The 18173-nt window shown below is 68.0% G+C and carries 17 protein-coding genes; 10 read left to right on the forward strand and 7 right to left on the reverse strand.

Features of this window, described 5'->3' with window-relative positions:
• Position 1: 1 nt before the first annotated feature.
• Positions 2-1681, forward strand: coding sequence for a 5-oxoprolinase/urea amidolyase family protein (locus tag LFT46_RS04825; protein WP_236821415.1), 1680 nt, complete (start codon positions 2-4; stop codon positions 1679-1681).
• Positions 1674-3422, forward strand: coding sequence for an acetyl/propionyl/methylcrotonyl-CoA carboxylase subunit alpha (locus LFT46_RS04830; RefSeq protein ID WP_236801307.1), 1749 nt, complete (start codon positions 1674-1676; stop codon positions 3420-3422). Before LFT46_RS04825 ends, LFT46_RS04830 begins: the two co-directional genes overlap by 8 nt.
• 6 nt (positions 3423-3428) lie before the next feature.
• Here LFT46_RS04830 and LFT46_RS04835 read toward each other — a convergent pair whose 3' ends face one another.
• The gene (locus LFT46_RS04835; protein WP_236821416.1) at positions 3429-3638 is read right to left on the reverse strand and encodes a hypothetical protein; all 210 of its coding nucleotides are present in this window, start codon (positions 3636-3638) and stop codon (positions 3429-3431) included.
• Positions 3635-4234, reverse strand: a complete 600-nt coding sequence (locus LFT46_RS04840) for a hypothetical protein (RefSeq protein ID WP_236821417.1) — start codon at positions 4232-4234, stop codon at positions 3635-3637. The genes LFT46_RS04835 and LFT46_RS04840 overlap by 4 nt, the downstream gene beginning before the upstream one ends.
• 245 nt (positions 4235-4479) lie before the next feature.
• Between LFT46_RS04840 and LFT46_RS04845 the strand changes: the two genes are divergently transcribed.
• From LFT46_RS04845 to LFT46_RS04865, 5 genes are all read left to right on the forward strand, one after another.
• The gene (locus tag LFT46_RS04845) at positions 4480-5157 is read left to right on the forward strand and encodes a GntR family transcriptional regulator (protein ID WP_236821418.1); all 678 of its coding nucleotides are present in this window, start codon (positions 4480-4482) and stop codon (positions 5155-5157) included.
• A 211-nt stretch (positions 5158-5368) separates the two neighbouring features.
• Positions 5369-6082, forward strand: a complete 714-nt coding sequence (locus tag LFT46_RS04850; protein ID WP_142130864.1) for a DUF969 domain-containing protein — start codon at positions 5369-5371, stop codon at positions 6080-6082.
• Entirely contained in the window at positions 6079-7050 is a 972-nt protein-coding gene (locus tag LFT46_RS04855; protein WP_236801310.1) for a DUF979 domain-containing protein, read from the forward strand. Before LFT46_RS04850 ends, LFT46_RS04855 begins: the two co-directional genes overlap by 4 nt.
• 35 nt (positions 7051-7085) lie before the next feature.
• Entirely contained in the window at positions 7086-8183 is a 1098-nt protein-coding gene (locus tag LFT46_RS04860) for a DUF2891 family protein (protein WP_236821419.1), read from the forward strand.
• Positions 8184-8391: 208 nt separating this feature from the next.
• The gene (locus tag LFT46_RS04865) at positions 8392-8694 is read left to right on the forward strand and encodes a hypothetical protein (protein WP_236801312.1); all 303 of its coding nucleotides are present in this window, start codon (positions 8392-8394) and stop codon (positions 8692-8694) included.
• Positions 8695-8698: 4 nt separating this feature from the next.
• On the opposite strand, the gene LFT46_RS04870 is transcribed toward LFT46_RS04865, so the two are convergent.
• The 5 genes from LFT46_RS04870 to LFT46_RS04890 form a co-directional block, all read right to left on the reverse strand.
• On the reverse strand, positions 8699-8860 hold the full coding sequence (locus tag LFT46_RS04870; protein ID WP_236821420.1) for a hypothetical protein: 162 nt from the start codon (positions 8858-8860) through the stop codon (positions 8699-8701).
• The gene (locus LFT46_RS04875; protein ID WP_236821421.1) at positions 8853-9491 is read right to left on the reverse strand and encodes a hypothetical protein; all 639 of its coding nucleotides are present in this window, start codon (positions 9489-9491) and stop codon (positions 8853-8855) included. The genes LFT46_RS04870 and LFT46_RS04875 overlap by 8 nt, the downstream gene beginning before the upstream one ends.
• Positions 9492-9596: 105 nt before the next feature.
• On the reverse strand, positions 9597-12425 hold the full coding sequence (locus LFT46_RS04880; RefSeq protein ID WP_236801315.1) for an FAD-binding and (Fe-S)-binding domain-containing protein: 2829 nt from the start codon (positions 12423-12425) through the stop codon (positions 9597-9599).
• A 17-nt stretch (positions 12426-12442) separates the two neighbouring features.
• Positions 12443-13195, reverse strand: coding sequence for a FadR/GntR family transcriptional regulator (locus tag LFT46_RS04885; protein WP_236801316.1), 753 nt, complete (start codon positions 13193-13195; stop codon positions 12443-12445).
• A gap of 82 nt (positions 13196-13277) precedes the next feature.
• A complete protein-coding gene (locus LFT46_RS04890) occupies positions 13278-15026 on the reverse strand; it encodes an L-lactate permease (RefSeq protein ID WP_236821422.1) in 1749 nt (582 codons plus the stop codon).
• 196 nt (positions 15027-15222) lie between these two features.
• Between LFT46_RS04890 and LFT46_RS04895 the strand changes: the two genes are divergently transcribed.
• Genes LFT46_RS04895 through LFT46_RS04905 form a run of 3 tightly spaced genes read left to right on the forward strand, consistent with a single transcriptional unit; the run spans position 15223 to position 18169 of the window.
• Positions 15223-16026, forward strand: a complete 804-nt coding sequence (locus LFT46_RS04895; RefSeq protein WP_236821423.1) for a (Fe-S)-binding protein — start codon at positions 15223-15225, stop codon at positions 16024-16026.
• Entirely contained in the window at positions 16023-17531 is a 1509-nt protein-coding gene (locus tag LFT46_RS04900) for a LutB/LldF family L-lactate oxidation iron-sulfur protein (RefSeq protein WP_236821424.1), read from the forward strand. Before LFT46_RS04895 ends, LFT46_RS04900 begins: the two co-directional genes overlap by 4 nt.
• Positions 17531-18169 (forward strand): LutC/YkgG family protein, encoded by a 639-nt coding sequence (locus LFT46_RS04905; protein WP_236821425.1) that lies wholly within the window; start codon positions 17531-17533, stop codon positions 18167-18169. Before LFT46_RS04900 ends, LFT46_RS04905 begins: the two co-directional genes overlap by 1 nt.
• Positions 18170-18173 lie beyond the last annotated feature (4 nt).

The raw sequence follows: 18173 nt of genomic DNA on the forward strand, positions 1-18173 counted from the left end.
CATGACCCCCATCCAGCAGCAGGCCAGTAAGGCCACGCATGCAGAAGTAACCGGCATCCGCCCCGCCGGGAACCGGGCCATCCTGGTTGAGCTCTCGTCCCTGGACGCCGTGCTGAGCCTCCAGGCCCAGCTCACCGCACACCCCCAGCCCGGCCAGATCGACGTCATTGCTGCCGCCGCCACAGTCCTGGTCACCGCGGAATCATCGCAGGCTATAGGGGCTCTTGCCGCGCACGTCCGCGGCCTTGACCTCGACGCGCCTGCGGAAATCCAGAGCGCGTTGGTCACCATCGATGTGGTGTACGACGGCGAGGACCTGGACGAGGTCGCGTCGCTCACCGGCCTGGGCCGTGAGGCAGTGGTGGCCGCCCATACAGGCCAGCTTTGGACCGCCGCCTTCGCTGGCTTCGCACCGGGCTTCGCTTACCTCACCGGCGAAAACCCCAGCCTGGAGGTTCCCCGACGCCGGTCACCCCGAACCGCTGTGCCCGCCGGCGCCGTCGCCCTGGGCGGTGCCTATTCGGCGGTTTACCCGCGGCAGTCACCGGGCGGCTGGCAGCTGATCGGCCGCACGGACGCCGTGATGTGGGACCTCGGACGGGAGAACCCCGCCCTGATCCGGCCCGGCGATAACGTCAGGTTCAACGCGGTCCGGGCCCAGGCAACTGTGACAGCGGGGCGACAGGCAGAAACCCGCCAGCCGGCAGAAGACCAGCCGTCAGAAGAGGAGTTCCCGGCAGGAGAAGGCGCGGGCCTCATCGTCCGGAAGCCAGGCCTGCAGGCCACCATCCAGGACCTGGGCCGCCCCGGCTTCGCGTCCTTGGGCGTCAGCAGCGCCGGGGCCATGGACCGCGGAGCCCTGCGCCGCGCCAACCGCCTGGTGGGCAACCGCGAAGGCGCAGCGGGAATCGAACTCCTCTTCGGCGGACTCGAGCTGGAAGCCCTCACCGACCAGGTCCTTGCCGTGACCGGCGCGGAGGTTCCGCTGGAGATCACGCCGGCCAGCAAAGGAGGCACGACGCCGGCACGGCACCCAGAGTGCGACGCCCCCTTCGCGCTGCTGGCGGGGGAGATGCTCAAAGTAGGGAACGCGACGAGGGGGCTGCGGTCCTACCTGGCGGTCCGCGGCGGAATCGGCGGCCCTGAAGCCTTGGGCAGCCGTTCCACGGACACCATGTCAGGCGTTGGCCCTAATCTGCTCGAGGCCGGCACCGTCCTGCCCGTGGAGCCGGCCAATCCTGGCAGCGTGGTGGGCCACCCGGAGGTGTCACCCCTCCCGGAGTCGGACCAGGCCACCGTGCTTCGGGTGGTTCCCGGACCAAGGCAGGACTGGTTCAGCTGCGAAACCCTGCAGGACTTCCTCAAACAGGAGTGGACCGTGACGCCGCAGTCCAACCGCATCGGCCTGCGACTGAAGGGCCAGTCACTCAGCCGCAGCCGCGACGGCGAACTGTCCAGCGAAGGAACCGTCCGCGGCGCCGTGCAGGTGCCGCCCGAAGGGCAGCCCGTGCTCTTCCTCTCCGACCACCCGGTGACAGGCGGTTATCCGGTGATTGCCGTCGTCGTCCACGCGGACCTGGACAAGGCCGCCCAACTTCCGCCGGGCACCACCGTGCGGTTCGCCGCTGCACCACCTTCGGCAGCACTGCCCGAAACACTTAAGGAAAGCTCCCATGCGTAAAGTCCTCATTGCCAACCGCGGCGAAATCGCCGTCCGGATCGCCCGGGCCTGCGACGACGCAGGCCTGGAAAGCGTGGCCGTGTATGCGGACCCCGACGCCGACGCGCTCCACGTCCAAGCCGCCACGGAGGCCTACTCGCTGGCAGGATCCAGGCCCCAGGAGACCTACCTGGACATCGAAAAGATCCTGGCCGTCGCGGCGAAGAGCGGCGCCGACGCCGTCCACCCCGGCTACGGCTTCCTGTCCGAAAACGCCGCCTTCGCCCAGGCCGTCATGGATGCCGGCCTGACCTGGATCGGCCCCTCCCCGGAAACCATCCGGCTGCTGGGCGACAAGGTCAGCGCCCGCGAGGTGGCGGTCCGCGCCGGCGCCCCGCTGGCTCCGGGCAGCGACGGTCCGGTGGACAGTGCTGAAGAGGTGCGCGCCTTCGCCGAACAGGTGGGCCTGCCGGTGGCCATCAAGGCCGCCTTCGGCGGGGGCGGCCGCGGCCTCAAGGTGGTCCGGAACCTGGCCGACATCGAGGAAAGCTTCGACTCCGCCGTCCGCGAATCCCTGGCGGCCTTTGGCCGCAGCGAATGCTACGTGGAGAAGTTCCTGGACCGGCCCCGCCACGTTGAGGCCCAGGTCATCGCGGATACGCACGGCAACGTGGTGGTGGTGGGCACGCGGGACTGCTCGCTGCAGCGCCGCCACCAGAAGCTCGTGGAAGAGGCTCCTGCGCCGTTCCTCACCCCCGAACAGCGCGCGGAAATCCATGCCTCGGCAAAGGCCATTTGCCGTGAGGCAGGCTATGTCGGCGCGGGTACCGTGGAGTACCTGCTGGACGGCAGCGGCTTCCTCAGCTTCCTGGAGGTCAACACCCGCCTGCAGGTGGAGCATCCCATCACCGAGGAAACCTCGGGCGTGGACCTGGTGGCCGCCCAGTTGGCCATCGCGGCAGGGGAGAAGCTTCCCATCCTGGCGGATCCGGAACCCCGCGGCCACGCCTTCGAGTTCCGCATCAATGCTGAGGATCCGGGCCGCGGCTTCCTGCCGTCCCCAGGCGCGGTAACGGAGTTTGAGGTGCCAACCGGACCGGGGATCCGCCTGGACACCGGGGTCCGCGCGGGGTCCGTGGTGCCCGGACAGTTCGATTCCCTGCTGGCCAAGCTGGTGGTCACCGGCGCCGACCGGCAGCAGGCCCTCCGCCGCGCCCGCCGTGCCCTCCGCGAGTTCCGCATCGGCGGCCTGGCCACCGTGCTGCCCTTCCACCGCGCGGTGGTGGATGCCCCGGACTTCACCGGCACGGATGCCCTGGGGGTCTACACCACGTGGATCGAAAACGAGTTCGCCACCGTGCTCGACGCGGATCCGGCATTCAGCCCCGCCGCTCCGGAGGAGCCCCGCCGGACCATCGGCATCGAGGTTGACGGCAAGCGGATGGAGCTGGGGCTGCCCAAGGCGCTGCTGGATTCGCTGCTCGACGGCGGCGGCCGCCGGTCTGCGGACGCTCCGGAGAGCCACGCGGAGACCCAAGCGGAGAAGAACGACGGCGACCTGCTGGCAACCATGGCTGGCACCGTGGTGAAGTGGCTGGCGGCGCCGGGGTCCAGCGTTGAGGAGGGGGAGACGGTGCTGGTGCTCGAGGCCATGAAGATGGAGACCGCCGTGGCCGCCCATCGTGCCGGCACCCTCGGTGAGCTGTACGCTGCCGCCGGAGACGCCGTCGGGCCCGGGCAGGTGCTCACCACCATTTCCTGACGCACCTCACAAGGGCATCCGCGCAAACACGCGGCACACTGCGAGGCTGAACCAGAGCTGGAGGTCGTGGAACCGGTCCCGGAGCAGGTGGCCGGTGAAGAGGCCGGACGGTTCCTGGTGTGCGGCCAGCCAGTCGCGCGCCTGGTCGGTTTTGTGCGACCTGAACCCGGGCCGGATGATGCTGATGGCGTCGAGGGCGGAAACGAGGTCTGTCATCCAGAAAGGAAAGCTGAACTCGGTCCAGTCGGCGGCCCGGCCTTGTCCGGATAGGCATCCGGCTCGAAGAAGCGGGCCGCCAACAATTCCGCAGCCTTTTGTGCGGAGGTGCTTTCGCGGTGCCTGGGATGTGCCGCGTATGCCCGGAGCACGATCCCGGTGATCAGATGCGAGAACGGCTGCGCCGGGTCGCCGGTGATGGTCTGCGGCTCGTCGAGGGCGTCAAGTTTCCTACCCCGCGTACGGAGCGGAAGTGCCCAGCCGCCGTCGTCCTGCCGCGACGCCTCAAGCCCGTCGAACGCCCGTTCCACGCGCGGATCCTCACCGTACCCCGCTTTGCTCAGGAGCCCGATGAGGGCCGCAGTGTAGTTGGGGGACACCTGGTTGCCGTAGATTCCGCGGAGATCACCTTGGGCGGATTGGTGTGCGAGCACATAGCCGGCGGCTGCGGCGAGAGCCGGATGCCGGTGCGTGAACCCGAACATGTCGACGAGGAACCCGAGTTGCCGGTAGGTCTCCAGCAGGTCGTAATCCGTGCTGGCACGGGGCCGTCTTCCCGGATAGGTCCAGGACCCGTTCGCCGCCTGGCGCCGCACGATCCTGGGGGGATCGGCAGATCCCAGATTGCCTCGTCAGGCGTCTGTGCCCGGGCGGGTGGCAGCCCTGCCGGCCCGGAGACCAACTCACGGACGGCCCAGGAGCGCACCGCGGGGTGCCCGCTCGACAGCACCGGGGCGATCGGGTCGAAACGCAGGCCGTCAAGCCACGTCATGGTCACCATAATGGCGGAATCCATCCGGTGCGCAACAGGGGACCGGTGCCCTGCCGTTATCGTGGTGCCATGACGTTTGACGAGGTACTGGCCGATCTCCAAGCCCAGGCCAGGACCACAAAGCACGCCGAGACCGGCCTTTGGGTGGCCGCCCAGCTGCGCAGCCGGATCGAGGCCGGCCTGCTCAAGCCCGGCTCCAAGCTTGCGGAGGAAGCCCTCCGCGAGGCCCTTGGGGTGTCCCGCAATACCCTGCGCGAGGCGTTCACGGCGCTGCACGCGGAGCACATCGTCACCCGCATCCCCAACCGCGGCGTGTTCGTGGCCCACCCCACCCCCGACGACATCCGCGAAATCTACCGCGTGCGCCGCTTCCTGGAACCGGCCGCCGTGCTGTGGTCCGGCGAGACCTCCATCGAGCCGCTGCCTGCCATCATCAAGGCCGCCAGGGCCGCCGCCGCGGAAGGGGACATCCCCGGAATGGCCGGCGCCAACCAGGACTTCCACCGTGCCATCGTGAACCGGGCCGGCAGCGAGCGGCTCAACAACCTCATGGAACAGGTCCTGGCCGAGATGCGGCTCGTGTTCCACTCCATGGCCGCCAACCCGGCCTTCCATGAGCCCTACGTGGAGGACAACGCGCACATCGTGGAACTGCTGGAGGCGGGGGACAAAGCCGCGGCAGCGGACTTTCTGGCCACTTACCTGGACCGCGCCGAAACCCAGCTGCTGGACGCCGTCGGCCGCTGAAAGCAACCCCGGCCAAAAAGGGGTTGCAGGATTGTTGAACAAAAAGCTATGCTTTAGATCACACCGTTGTTCTGCAGCTCACTTAACTCTGCAGTTCCAACGCACCGGGGCTCCCGCCCCTCGGCGCCGTCATCACCAACTGACCAACCTCACTGACGCGCCGGCCCCCATTTTGAAAGACCCTTCACGGGTCCCCTGGGAAGGGATAGTCATGCTTGTACTCATCGGGGTGCTGCTGGTGATCGTTGGCTTCGCCATCCGCCTGAACCCCCTGATTGTCGTCACCGTCGCCGGCATCGTCACCGCACTGCTGGGCGGCATGAACCCCGCGCAGATCCTTGATGCCTTCGGCACCGGCTTTGCCAGCAGCCGCTCGGTCACCATCTTCGTGGCGGTGCTGCCGGTGGTGGGCATCATCGAGTTCTTCGGGCTGCAGGAGCAGGCCAAGGTCCTCATCGGCCGACTGGCCAAGCTGACCGCGGGCCGCGTGCTCATCGGTTACCTGGCTGTCCGCCAGATCACCGCCGCCGTGGGCCTGAACAGCATCGGCGGCCACGCCCAGACCGTCCGTCCGCTGGTGTTCCCCATGGCTGAGGGCGCCGCGCTGCGTCGCTACGGCCACGTGCCGGAAAAGATCAGCGAGAAGATCAAGGGCCATTCCGCCGGTGCGGACAACGTGGGCGTGTTCTTCGGCGAGGACGTGTTCGTGGCCGTCGGCTCCATCCTGCTGATCACCACGTTCGTTGACACCACGTACCACCTCCACCTGGAGCCGCTCCAGCTGGCCCTGTGGGCCATCCCCACCGCCATCGCAGCGTTCCTCATCCACGGCTTCCGGCTCCTGCGCCTGGACAAGCAGCTGGACAAGGAATACCGCGAGTACGAGCTCACCGCCCCGAAGGAAGCCGCAGGAGAAGCCAAATGATCAACGTTGAAGCCGTCTACTGGCTGATCGGCATTCTGTTCGTCGCGTGGGCATCACTGATTGCCGCCGACACCAACCACCCCCGCCGCTGGGGCAGCTCCGCCTTCTGGGGCATCCTGGGCCTGTGCTTCTTCTACAGCACCTGGGTCCAGGCAGGCACCGCGCCCGGCTGGATCCTGGGCGTCGCAGTCCTGGTCCTGGTGGTCCTGGCATCCACCGGCCTGCTGGGCCACGGCAAGCACCGCACGTCCACCGGCCCCGAGCGCGAGTCCTACGCCAAGCGCTTCGGCAACAAGCTGTTCATCCCGGCCCTTACGCTGCCGCTGGTCACCGTGATCCTGGTGCTGGCTGCACCCGTGCTGAACATCGGCGGCACCCCGCTGCTCGACCCCAAGAACACCACGCTGGTGGCCCTGGCCATCGGCGCCGTGGCCGCCGTCATCGTCGCCCTTGTGATCCTGAAGCCGAAGAACCCGGCGACGCCCATCTTCGAAAGCCGCCGCATCCTGGAATCGATCGGCTGGGCTGCGCTGCTGCCGCAGATGCTCACCACGCTGGGCATCCTCTTCACCAAAGCCGGCGTGGGCACCGCCGTGGGCAACCTGGCCTCAGGCCTGCTGCCCAAGGGCTCACTGATCGCCGGCGTGCTGGTCTACTGCATCGGCATGTTCCTGTTCACGGTGCTCATGGGCAACGGCTTCGCGGCTTTCCCCATCATGACCGCGGCGATTGGCTGGCCCGTGCTGGTGCAGACCTTCCACGGCGATCCCGCCATCATCTTCGCCATCGGCATGCTGGCCGGCTTCTGCGGCACGCTCTGCACCCCGATGGCCGCCAACTTCAACCTGGTGCCGTCCGCACTGCTGGAGATGAACAACAAGTACGGCGTCATCACGGCGCAAGTGGGCACGGCCATCCCGCTGCTGGCGGTGAACATCGCCCTGATGTACTTCCTGGCCTTCCACTAAACCTCTTCGCCGACCCCGGCTTTCTAAGGAGCATGATGGACAACGACCTCCGCGTACAGGCGGCCCCGGACTACGCGGCCGTGGTGCTGGGCAACCTCTCCGAGCCCTACCCTCACTCGGCGCACCACACGCAGGTGTCGGCCGAGGACCGGCCCACCCCGGAGCAAATCCACCCCGCGTTCTACACCTCCTTCGACTGGCACTCCTGCGTGCACATGCACTGGCTGGGGGCCAGCCTGCTGGGCGGCACCCCCGGGTCACCCCTTGGCGGGGCTGCACCGGAAGGAGCGTCCGACGACGGCCCGGCGCCCTGGGTGGATAGCCCCACAGAGGCGTCGCTCCGGGAAGCCCTGGGCGCCAACCTCACGCCGGCCAAGCTGGCCGTGGAGCGGGACTACCTGCTGGCTAATCCGTCCTGGGAACGGCCCTACGGCTGGGCATGGCTGATGCGGCTGGCCGCGACGTGCTCTGCGTCCGCCGATGCGCAGTTGCGTGAGTGGGGCACTGCGCTGGAACCGCTGGTGGATGCCGTGGCGGACCTCAGCGCTGCGTGGATGCAGAAGGCCCAGTACCCCGTGCGCCACGGGCTGCACACCAACGCCGCATTCGGCGTGGGCTACATGCTGGACGCGTTCCGGTCACTGGGCCGCGTTGATGCTGCAAAGGCGTGCGAGGAAGCGGCACGTGGATGGTTCGGTAACGACCGCGACTGGCCGGGCGACTGGGAGCTCAGCGGCCAGGATTTCCTGTCCGCCGGACTCAGCGAGGCGGACCTGATGCGCCGCGTGCTGTCCGCGGACGAGTTCGCCGAGTGGTTCGCCGGGTTCCTCCCGGGGCTTTCCGCGGAGTCGCGCATCCTGCAGCCGGTAAGCGTCACCGATGAAACCGACGGCTACCTGGTGCACCTGCACGGGCTGAACCTGACCCGGGCCGGGCAGGTTGCCCGGATCATCGCCACGCTTCGGGAATCCGGCAGCGCCGAGGCTTCCGCCGCCGCTGCTGTCCTGGTCGAGGCGCTGGATCCGCTGCTGAAAGCCGGACTCCACGGGCTGGAGAGCGGCGACTTCATGTCCACCCACTGGCTGGCCAGCTTCGCTTGGGACGCGCTGGGATCCATGGCGGATTTGGACTGATTCTTTCCTGCCGGTGTATCCCTTGTGGGGTCCGCCGGCGTCAACGGCCCCCTCGGAACGGAGCAGTCATACTCCGTTCCGAGGGGGCTGTTTGTGCATCCGGGAGTACCGCCGCGTTAGTCTTGCTGCACCACGCTGGGGCGTGACCTGGGAGCAGCGGGCAGGGTTGTAATGAGCTGACCGTCCGCCCGCGAGCCAGAGGAAGCCGATGCGCCAGCACACCAGCACCTGCCCGTCAGACCCTGCGATGGCAGGGAAAGCAGCCACGCCCAGGCCTCGAAGGAAGCGGGCCAGGCATCCGCGGCTGGCGGTGGGGGACAGGGTCCGCTTCGCCGAGGGAACCCTGGCCGGCACCGGCGTCGTTGACGCCGTGACCTCCGACTACTCCATCATCTGGGTATGGACCGACGAGGGCCAGGGCCGGCGGATGTTCGTGCAGGGTTACGGCAGCATCGTGTCCGCGCTGTCGGAAGAGGCTGCGGAACAAGAGGACGTCGTAGGCGCCTGCTGACCAGCTAACCGCCGAGCCGTTCCGGCTCGTCCGCTGCACGCCGTCTGCGCCGCTCATCCGCCTGGAGGATCCCGTCGCGGACCGCGGCGCGGACCACGCCGTACAGGATGTAGAAGAAGACCGCGCCGAAGAGCGCAAGCAGGACAAGCCCGGTCGCGTTACCCATCAGTGCGCTCCTCCTCCGGCCAGTACGGCTGAGCGGACGCGGCCGCCTGACGCAAGGTCCCGCCGTCGAGCATGATGGACGTTTCCTGCAGGCCGAAGTCGGTCCATTGGGCAACCAGCCGCAGGTCGCCGGCAGGCGGCAGCGGCCACAGCCAGAGCGTGCCGCTGCCGGAGAACTCCGCATCGCCCCCGCCGCCCCCGCCGCCGTTCAGGGCGAGGACGGGAGGCTCCGGATTGGTGCCCGGCTCCAATGACCCGTAGGGTACCTGGCTGCCGGTGCTGGCCTTTGAACCATCGGGAAATTCGACGCCGAACAGGAGTCCGGCCTGCCGGCCACTGCCACGGATGCCCCTGCCGGGCTGGAAGAACAGCGGCTGCAAATCGTCCCAGTCCTCATCGGATTGATCGGTCCGGCGGAAGAGCCAGGACAGGCTGAACAGGCACCCGGTAGAGAACACCTCGGCGCCCTTGACTGCCACCACCATTCCCGGCGTCCGGCTCACGAACCTGCCCAGATGGACAACGGCAGGCAGTTCGTAGGCGGGTGCAGCCACCCAAGGGGGCGGGACGTGCCTGGTTCCCCGCGGCCGGGGCGGCAGGGGAGGGACGGGAAAGTCCTGGAAGAACGTCATCGGTGGTCCTTGGGTCCGTTGGCTGCGACCGACCAGCGGAACAAGCGGCAGTGCCGCCCTGGATCCCCCAATCCGTCCTTGCCCGGCCAGTCTAGCGGGGATGCCTCAAGGCCTGGTTGCCTCCTCGAGGATTTCCAGCAGGTGGCGGTAGGAGCGGCCGGTCGCCTTGGACATCCCCAGTTCGCAGGTGCGGTTGGTGGAGGCGTAGGCGTCGAACTGTCGCTCGTTGATCTCGCGGGCCTGCCGGTCCGTGGCGGAGTCGGTCAGTTCCGGATGGAGCAGGCCGCGGTCGCCCGCGAACGCGCAGCAACCCCAGTTCAGCGGCACGAACACATCGTCCGTAACAGCCCCCGCGATCTCGAGCAGGGCCGGGTTTGTCCCCAGCTGCGTGGATGAGCACGTGGGGTGCAGGGCGATGGAACCCAGCGGGGCAGTCACCGTGAGCTTCCCAAGTACGTGTTCGTGCACGAACTCCACCGAGTCAACAAAGCGCAGCCCGGCGTACCGCTCCTCGCCCGCAGCCGCGAGGCGCTTCATCGTGTCCAGGCCCTCCGTGCAGGACGCGGCGTCGCACACCACCGGCAGCTCGCCCCGGCCGCTGGCCTCGTACAACTGGTCCAGGACCTTGGAGCTCATGGCCTCGTAGCCCTGGGAAAACCCCTTCGACTTCCACGGCGTGCCGCAGCACAGGCTCTCGATGCCTTCCGGAACGGTGACCGGCACGCCGGCGCGGTCGCAGAGGTCCAGGAAGGCCTGGGCCGAGCCCTTCGCGGCGCCGCCTGCAGCATCCGCCGGGCCGAACATCGTTCCGATGCAGGCGGGGAAGAACACGGCGACGCTGTCCGGGTCCGGCCGCGCGCTGCGCCTGGAACCCCCGCCGGGCAGCACGGTGGAGTAGGCGGGCACCGCTTCCGTCCCCAGCAGGGCGCGGCCGACGGCGGTCGCGGCCTTTGGCAGTGGCGCTGGCATGGCCTTGGCTACAGTCAGGGCCAGCCCGCCGGCGGCGGTCACGGTGCCCCAGTTTTCGGCGGCCTTGTTCCAGCCGGCCGCCGCGACGGTGTTGGCGTTTTCCTTGCGCAGCCGCCGCACCAAGTCCCCGGTGTTGATCAGCACCGGGCAGGCGGTGACGCACATGCCGTCCGCTGCGCAGGTCTGCACGCCGTCGTAGTCATAGTCCTTGCGCAGGTTGGCGGCGAGGGCGTGGTCGCCGCGTTGCTCAGCGGCAGCAATGTCGCGCCGAAGCACGATGCGTTGGCGCGGAGTAAGCGTGATGTCCTTGCTGGGGCAGACCGGTTCGCAGTACCCGCACTCGACGCAGCGATCCACTTCCTCCTCGACGGTGGGGGCCACCTTCAGGTTCTCGATGTAGGAGAGTGGTTCGTCGGCGAGCAGAACGCCCGGGTTCATGAGGTTGGGCGGGTCGATCAGCCGCTTGATCTCCTGCATGACCGCATAGAGCTCGTCGCCGTATTGGCGGCGGACGAAGGGCGCCATGATGCGCCCGGTGCCGTGCTCGGCCTTGAGTGAACCGCCCGCGCCGAGGACCAGGTCCACCATCTCGTCGGTGAAGGCCTGGTAGCGCAGCAGCTGGGCCGGATCGTCGAAGCGCTCGTTGAGCATGAAGTGGACGTTCCCGTCCTTCGCGTGCCCGAAGATCACCGATTCCTTGTAATGGTGCTCGTGGAAGAGCCGAGTCAGTTCGCCGCAGGTGTCCGCGAGGGCGGGAACCGGGACAACGATGTCCTCCAGCAGCGCGTTGGTTCCCGAGGGGCGTGCGCCGGCGACCGCCGTGTACAGGCCCTTGCGGACGTGCCAGAGGGCTGCCCGGTCTTTCGGGTCCGTGGTCAGCGTGAAGGGCGCGGCCACGTCCAGCGAGTCGAACAGCGGCTGCGAGCCTGCGCGCTTGCCGGACAGCTCGGCGGCGTCCGAGCCCTGGTGTTCCACCAGCAGCGCGGCGTGTCCCTGGACCGGCAGGGTACTGATCGCAGCGGGGGCGTCGGCGGCAGCCTGGGCCACCTTCAACGCTGCCGCGTCCATGAGTTCGATGGTGGCAAGGCCGGTGGCAACCAGGTCCGGTAGGGCAGCCGTGGCCGCATCGAGGGTGTTGAAGACCAGGAGCCCCGTGGCAACGGCCGGTTTGACCTCGACGGTGCGGAAGACGGCCTCGGCCACGAAGCCGAGGGTCCCCTCGCTGCCGATCATCAGGTGCATCAGGATATCGGCCGGGCGTTCGTAATCCAGGAAGGAGTTCACGCCGTAGCCCATGGTGTTCTTCATCGAGAACAGTGACCGGATGATGCGGACGGACTCGTCGTTCCCCAGGACCCGGCGGCGCAGCCTCAGCAGCCCTTCGTGGAGTTCCGGTTCCAGCTCACGCAACCGCCGGTCGGCATCGGCGTCGGCGGTGTCGATGACCGTGCCCGAGGGCAGCACCAGCACCATTGATTCCAGCGTCCGGTAGGTGTTGAACTCGGTGCCGCACGCCATCCCGGAGGAGTTGTTGGCGATGACCCCGCCCACGGTACAGGCGATTTCGCTGGCGGGATCCGGCCCGAGCTTACGCCCGAAGGCGGCCAGCCGGGCATTGACGCTGCGCACGGTGGCGCCGGGCTGCACACGGACCCGGGCGCCGCCGTCGAGCACCTCGACGCCGCGGAAATGCTGGCGGGTGTTGATCAGCAGGCTGTCACTCAGGGCCTGGCCCGACAAGCTGGTGCCGCCGGACCGGAAGGTGGCGGGAACCCCAAGCTCCCGGCTGCGCCGCAGCAGGGCGCCGACGTCGGCGGCATTGCGAGGAGTGGCCACCCCCTGGGGAACGAGGAGGTAGTGCGAGGCGTCGTGGGCCATGGCATGGCGGTCCAGGTCCCGCGTGCTGACGGTATCCAGCCCCAGCTGTTCGATGGGGGATTCGGCTCCTGCCGTTGCTGTTCGCATGCGTAACTCCAAAAAACTTAGGTGATGGTGTGGGGCCGGGGCGTCTTGGCGTCCCCTGCCCGCTGGTAGAACCATTCGATGTGCTCGCGCAGCAGGCGCGCGGCGAGTTCGCCGTCCCGGGACTGGACGGCATCGAAGATTCCGTGGTGTTGGGTGCGGAGGACTTCCAGGACATCCGGCCAGTCCTCCATGGCGTCCATGGAACCCTTGACATAGTCGACGATCGAACCGCTGAGGGACTCCATGATGGTGGCCATCACCTCGTTGCCCGCGAGCGAGCTCAGCGCCACGTGGAACCGGGCATCCAGCTCGTGGAAGGCTGCCCGGTCCACCTCGGGGTGGTCCATGGCCTCCAGCAGCTGGGCCGCCTGTTCGCGCTCCGTGTCGCCGTCCTCACGCTCTGCACCTGCACGGGCAGTCCAGGTTTCCAGGAGGATGCGGGTCTGGACAATGTCCTCGACCGGCAGGCGGTTGCTGGCAACATGCAGCCGGAGCGCGGAGGAGAGCCCGGCGGACGGATCGGAAACGACGATGGCACCGGAGGTGGGCCCGGACCCCACCGAGCTGCGGACCACCCCCATGGCGTCGAGGATCCGGATGGCCTCCCGCACTGATGCCCTGGAGATTCCGTAGTTTTCCGCCAGGGTCCGTTCGCCCGGGAGCCGGTCGCCGACCTTGATCTTGCCGGCGCGCAGGTCCGCTTCAATGTCTTTCAGCAGTGCGTCGTGGGTTCGAGGGCGGGGAGCTGCTCCGGCTGCGGGGGTTGTCACGGGCGATCCTCTGGGTGGGGGAGTGCGGGCCCCGAGTGGACCCGCACTCCGGTTTTGCGCGGGAAGTGGCCGCGGGTACTGGCTAGGGGAGCATCCAGCCCAGGACTGGGGTGGACTGCAGGTAGACGATGGTGCACAGCACCAGAAGCAACCCCACGCTCCATCCGACTACCTTACGCAGAAGGACGGACTCCTGGCCGTCGAGGTTCACGGCGGTGGCGGCAATGGCGAGGTTCTGCGGGCTGATGAGTTTGCCCACCACGCCACCGGCGGTGTTGCCGGCCACGAGCAGGGTCGGGTCGATGCCCGCATTCACGCCCGCGGTCTGCTGCAGCTTGGCAAACAGTGCGTTCGCGGAGGTGTCCGAACCGGTCACGGCCGTGCCCAGCCAGCCGAGCACGGGGGAGAGGAACGCGAAGAAGCTTCCGGTGCCGGCCAGCCACACGCCGATCGAGACCGTCTGGCCGGAGTTGTTCATGACGTAGGCAAGGGCAAGCACCGTGATGATGGTGAGGCCGGCCCATCGCATCTTGAAGATGGTCCGCCCGATTTCGGCCACGGCGTTGCCTACCGTCATGGGGAAGCGGCCGCGGTCATCGAAGCGGGCGTAGACGACCGCCACAATCAGGCCGGTGATCAGCAGGAGCGTGCCGGGGCTGGACAGCCACTGGAAGACGTAGACGGTGGAGGACAGCGGCTTGCCGTCGGCGCTGACCAGGGCGTCGTGGAGGACCGGCCACGGGATCTTTACGTCGGTGGCGGCGAGGGCGGCAGGAAGGTCGACGCCGAGCTTCCACAGTTTGACGATACCGAACACCACAATGACCAGGAAGTAGGGAAACAGCGCGAGCCAGGTACGTGCCGGGGTGAGGCTTTCGCGCTCGGCCGCCTCCACGGTGGCCGCGCTGCCTGAACGGGCGCTTCGCGGGCCGCCGTTACCAGCCGTGGCACCGACGGCGGCCACGGACTCCGCGGCCACGCCCAGCCGGTCACGCGCTGCCGCCGTGCCGCGGGGCCTCCAGAACCGGAAGAACAGGACAGCCGCGCCCAGGCCGACCAATGAGGCCATGATGTCGGTGAGTTCGTACGAGAAGAAGTTGGAGCAGAGGAACTGCGCTGCGGCAAAGGAAAATCCGACGACCAAAGCGGCAGGCCAGCAGTCCTTCAAGCCCTTGCGTCCGTCCAGGATGAAGAGCAGGATCAGCGGGACGAAAGTTGCCAGCAGCGGTGCCTGGCGGCCCACCATGGCGCCGATGTCCGTCGCGTGCAGCCCGGTAAGTCCGGCGGCGGTAGTGATCGGGATGGCCATTGCGCCGAAGGCGACCGGAGCGGTGTTGGCCACCAGCACGGCGGCGGCTGCCCGCAACGGAGGAAGGCCGAGGGCCAGCAGCATGGTGGCGGTAATGGCCACCGGCGCGCCGAACCCGGCAAGGGCTTCGAGCAGCCCGCCGAAGCAGAAGGCGATGAGGACACCCTGCAGGCGGACGTCGCCGCCGCCAATGACATCGAAGACCCGGCGGAGGTCCTCAAAGCGGCCGCTGAGCACCGTCACCTGGTAGAGCCAGACGGCCATGACCACAATCCACAGCACAGGGAAGGCGCCGAAAACGCCGCCCTGGGTTGCGGACAGGAGCGCCAGGCCGGCCGGCATCTTGAACGCCAGGATGCCCACCACCAGGGCCACCAGCAGGGCAAATCCGCCGGCCACGTGGGCTTTGGTCTTGGCGACGGCGAGCAGGAGAAAGAAGGTCAGCAGCGGCAGCAGGGCGACAATGGCCGACCAGGCAACGCTGTTCAGCACCGGGTCAGTGCTGGGGGTGAAGTGGTCCACAGAGTTCCTCCACGTTGAGGGGTGTTGGGGTCGTGTTTGGTCAGACCACAATGGTCCGACCACGGAAGTGTAGCCCACAATTCCCAGTTGGTGTGAGCCGCTTCACCACCGGGTCCGGGGTTGAAAGTGGCTGGTATCACGTGTTCTACTGTGGTCAGACCATACGAACATCCCTACCCCTTCCCGGAAGGCCGCCATGAGAATTGCCTTGTTCGCCACCTGCATTGTGGATGCGATGTATCCGGCCACGGCGAAGGCCACCGTCAAGATTTTGGAGCGCCTGGGACACGACGTGGTGTTCCCTGAGGGCCAGGCCTGCTGCGGCCAGATGCATGTCAACAGCGGCTACCTCAAAGAAGCCGTCCCCGTGGTGGCCAACCACGTCGCCGCCTTTGACACCGCGGACTACGACGTCGCCGTCGCCCCGTCCGGTTCCTGCGTTGCCTCGGTCAAGCACCAGCACCCCATGGTGGCCCGCTCCTGCGGTGACGCCGCGCTCGAAGCCCGCGCCACCGCCGTCGGCGCCAAAACCTACGAACTGTCCGAACTGCTGGTGGACGTGCTGGGCGTGACCGACGCCGGCGCCCAGCTGGGCTCCTACTTCCCGCACCGGGTCACCTACCATCCCAGCTGCCACGGCATGCGCCTGCTGCGGCTCGGGGACAGGCAGTCCCGCCTGCTGCGGACCGTGCAGGGGATCGACCTTGCCGACCTGCCCGAGGCGGACCAGTGCTGCGGCTTCGGCGGCACGTTCTCCATGAAAAACGCCGATGTTTCCTCGGCCATGCTCCAGGACAAGGCGGCCAACGTCGAAGCCACCGGCGCCGAACTCTGCACCGGCGGGGACGCCTCCTGCCTGATGCACATCGGCGGCGGACTCTCCCGGCAGGGCAGCTCCACCACCACCCTCCACCTGGCGGAAATCCTCGCAAGCACCATGGAAGAACCGGCGTCCGTGACCGGCGAAGTCCGCGTCTCTACCGGAAAGGCCCTCCGATGACCACCTTTTTGGGAATGCCCGCGCTTCCGGCCTTCGGCTCCGGCAACCTGTTCGCCGGCGAATCCTTTCCCAAGGCGGCGCACCGCGAACTGGGCAACGCCCAGCTGCGGGCCAACCTTGGCCATGCCACGCACACCATCCGCGACAAGCGCCAGGCCGTGGTCTCCGAACTGCCCGACTGGGAGCAGCTGCGCGATGCCGGCTCCGCCATCAAGGAGTCGGTAATGGCCAGGCTGCCCGAGCTGCTGGAGGAGTTCGAGAAAAACTTCACCGCCCGCGGCGGCGTGATCCACTGGGCCCGCGACGCCAGGGAGGCCAACGAAATCGTGGCCGGACTGGTCCGGGCGACCGGTGAAACCGAAGTGGTCAAGGTCAAGTCCATGGCCACGCAGGAAATCGGGCTCAACGAGTACCTCGAGGAGCAGGGAATCGAGGCCTTCGAAACGGACCTCGCCGAGCTCATCGTCCAGCTGGACCACGACAAGCCCAGCCACATCCTGGTGCCGGCCATCCACAAGAACCGCACCGAAATCCGGGACATCTTCCTCCGCGAGATGCCCGGAGCCGATCCGGCACTCACCAACGATCCGCCCGTCCTGGCCATGGCCGCCCGCGAGCACCTGCGCCGCAAGTTCCTCACCGCCAAGGTGGCTGTGTCCGGGGCCAACTTCGCCCTCGCAGATTCCGGCACCCTGGCCGTCGTCGAATCCGAAGGCAACGGCCGCATGTGCCTCACCCTGCCGGAAACGCTGATCACGGTGATGGGCATCGAGAAGCTGCTGCCCACCTGGCAGGACCTGGAAGTGTTCATGCAGCTGCTCCCGCGGTCCTCCACCGGGGAGCGGATGAACCCGTACACCTCACTGTGGACCGGCGTCACGGAGGGTGACGGGCCGCAGAATGTGCACCTGGTGCTCCTGGACAACGGCCGCAGCGCTGCGCTCGCGGATGAAATGGGCCGCTCGGCGCTGCACTGCATCCGCTGCAGCGCCTGCATGAACGTCTGCCCCGTATACGAGCGGACGGGCGGGCACGCCTACGGCTCCACCTACCCCGGCCCCATCGGTGCCATCCTTTCCCCGCTGCTGACCGGCATCCAGGCGGAGGAAAACAGCTCCCTGCCCTACGCCTCCTCCCTGTGCGGTGCCTGCTACGACGCCTGCCCCGTGAAGATCAACATCCCCGACATCCTGGTGCACCTGCGCAGCGTGGACGTGGACAGCAAGCGCGGGACGAAGAAGGTCCCCAGCCAGATGGACGTGGGCATGAAGGCGGCCTCCTGGGCACTGTCTTCCGGCAAGCACCTCGGCCTGGTGGAGAAAGGACTGCCGCTGGGCCGGCTCGCCGCCGGACGCGACAAGAAGATCAAGAAACTGCCCGGCATCGCCGGCGGCTGGACCCAGAGCCGCGACATCCCGGCGCCCCCGGCCCAGTCCTTCCGGGACTGGTGGGCCAAGGAGCATAAGTCGCCCGCGCCGTCACGAGACGAAAAGGAAACCCAGTAATGAGTGCACGCGAAGACATCCTCTCGCGGATCCGCTCCGCGCTGCAGGACAGCCCCGAGGCGCCGCAGATCCCCCGGGAGTACCGGGCCGCATCAGGCATGGACGCCGACGGCCTCGTTGACCTCCTGGTGGACCGGCTGGTGGACTACAAGGCGCAGGTGGCCGTGGTGCCCGCCGCCGAGGTGCCGGCCACGATTGCCTCGCTCCTTGAGGGGGCGCGCAGCTACGTCGTCCCGGAAGGGCTCGACGGCGGCTGGCTGGCAGCGATGGACGACGCCGGCACCGGCGGGTCCCGCCGTCGCGTCGACTCCCCGGCGGAACCGCTCAGCGTGGCCGACCTGGACGGCACCGACGCCGTGGTGACCGGCAGCGCGGTGGCCGTGGCCGAGACGGGAACCATCATCCTGGACGGCAGCGCCAACCAGGGGCGCCGCGCCATCAGCCTGGTCCCCGACCACCACATCTGCGTGGTCAAGGCCGCGGATATTGCCGGCATCCTGCCCGAGGCGCTGGGCCGGATCGACGGGACCCGGCCCATCACCATGATCAGCGGCCCGAGTGCCACCAGCGACATCGAGCTGCAACGCGTGGAGGGGGTCCACGGCCCCCGCAGGCTGGATGTCATCATTGCCCGCTAGAGTT

The sequence above is a fragment of the Arthrobacter sp. FW306-07-I genome, from assembly GCF_021800405.1.
GTDB lineage: Bacteria > Actinomycetota > Actinomycetes > Actinomycetales > Micrococcaceae > Arthrobacter.

What these genes read in the sequence shown, in the direction of transcription:
- LFT46_RS04895 (WP_236821423.1), top strand. Translation starts at nt 15,223, where the DNA reads ATGAGAATTGCCTTGTTCGCCACCTGCATTGTGGATGCGATGTATCCG.
- LFT46_RS04845 (WP_236821418.1), top strand. Translation starts at nt 4,480, where the DNA reads ATGACGTTTGACGAGGTACTGGCCGATCTCCAAGCCCAGGCCAGGACC.
- LFT46_RS04860 (WP_236821419.1), top strand. Translation starts at nt 7,086, where the DNA reads ATGGACAACGACCTCCGCGTACAGGCGGCCCCGGACTACGCGGCCGTG.
- LFT46_RS04850 (WP_142130864.1), top strand. Translation starts at nt 5,369, where the DNA reads ATGCTTGTACTCATCGGGGTGCTGCTGGTGATCGTTGGCTTCGCCATC.
- LFT46_RS04870 (WP_236821420.1), bottom strand. Translation starts at nt 8,860, where the DNA reads ATGGGTAACGCGACCGGGCTTGTCCTGCTTGCGCTCTTCGGCGCGGTC.
- LFT46_RS04900 (WP_236821424.1), top strand. Translation starts at nt 16,023, where the DNA reads ATGACCACCTTTTTGGGAATGCCCGCGCTTCCGGCCTTCGGCTCCGGC.
- LFT46_RS04905 (WP_236821425.1), top strand. Translation starts at nt 17,531, where the DNA reads ATGAGTGCACGCGAAGACATCCTCTCGCGGATCCGCTCCGCGCTGCAG.
- LFT46_RS04835 (WP_236821416.1), bottom strand. Translation starts at nt 3,638, where the DNA reads ATGACAGACCTCGTTTCCGCCCTCGACGCCATCAGCATCATCCGGCCC.
- LFT46_RS04855 (WP_236801310.1), top strand. Translation starts at nt 6,079, where the DNA reads ATGATCAACGTTGAAGCCGTCTACTGGCTGATCGGCATTCTGTTCGTC.
- LFT46_RS04875 (WP_236821421.1), bottom strand. Translation starts at nt 9,491, where the DNA reads ATGACGTTCTTCCAGGACTTTCCCGTCCCTCCCCTGCCGCCCCGGCCG.
- LFT46_RS04830 (WP_236801307.1), top strand. Translation starts at nt 1,674, where the DNA reads ATGCGTAAAGTCCTCATTGCCAACCGCGGCGAAATCGCCGTCCGGATC.
- LFT46_RS04880 (WP_236801315.1), bottom strand. Translation starts at nt 12,425, where the DNA reads ATGCGAACAGCAACGGCAGGAGCCGAATCCCCCATCGAACAGCTGGGG.
- LFT46_RS04865 (WP_236801312.1), top strand. Translation starts at nt 8,392, where the DNA reads ATGCGCCAGCACACCAGCACCTGCCCGTCAGACCCTGCGATGGCAGGG.
- LFT46_RS04825 (WP_236821415.1), top strand. Translation starts at nt 2, where the DNA reads ATGACCCCCATCCAGCAGCAGGCCAGTAAGGCCACGCATGCAGAAGTA.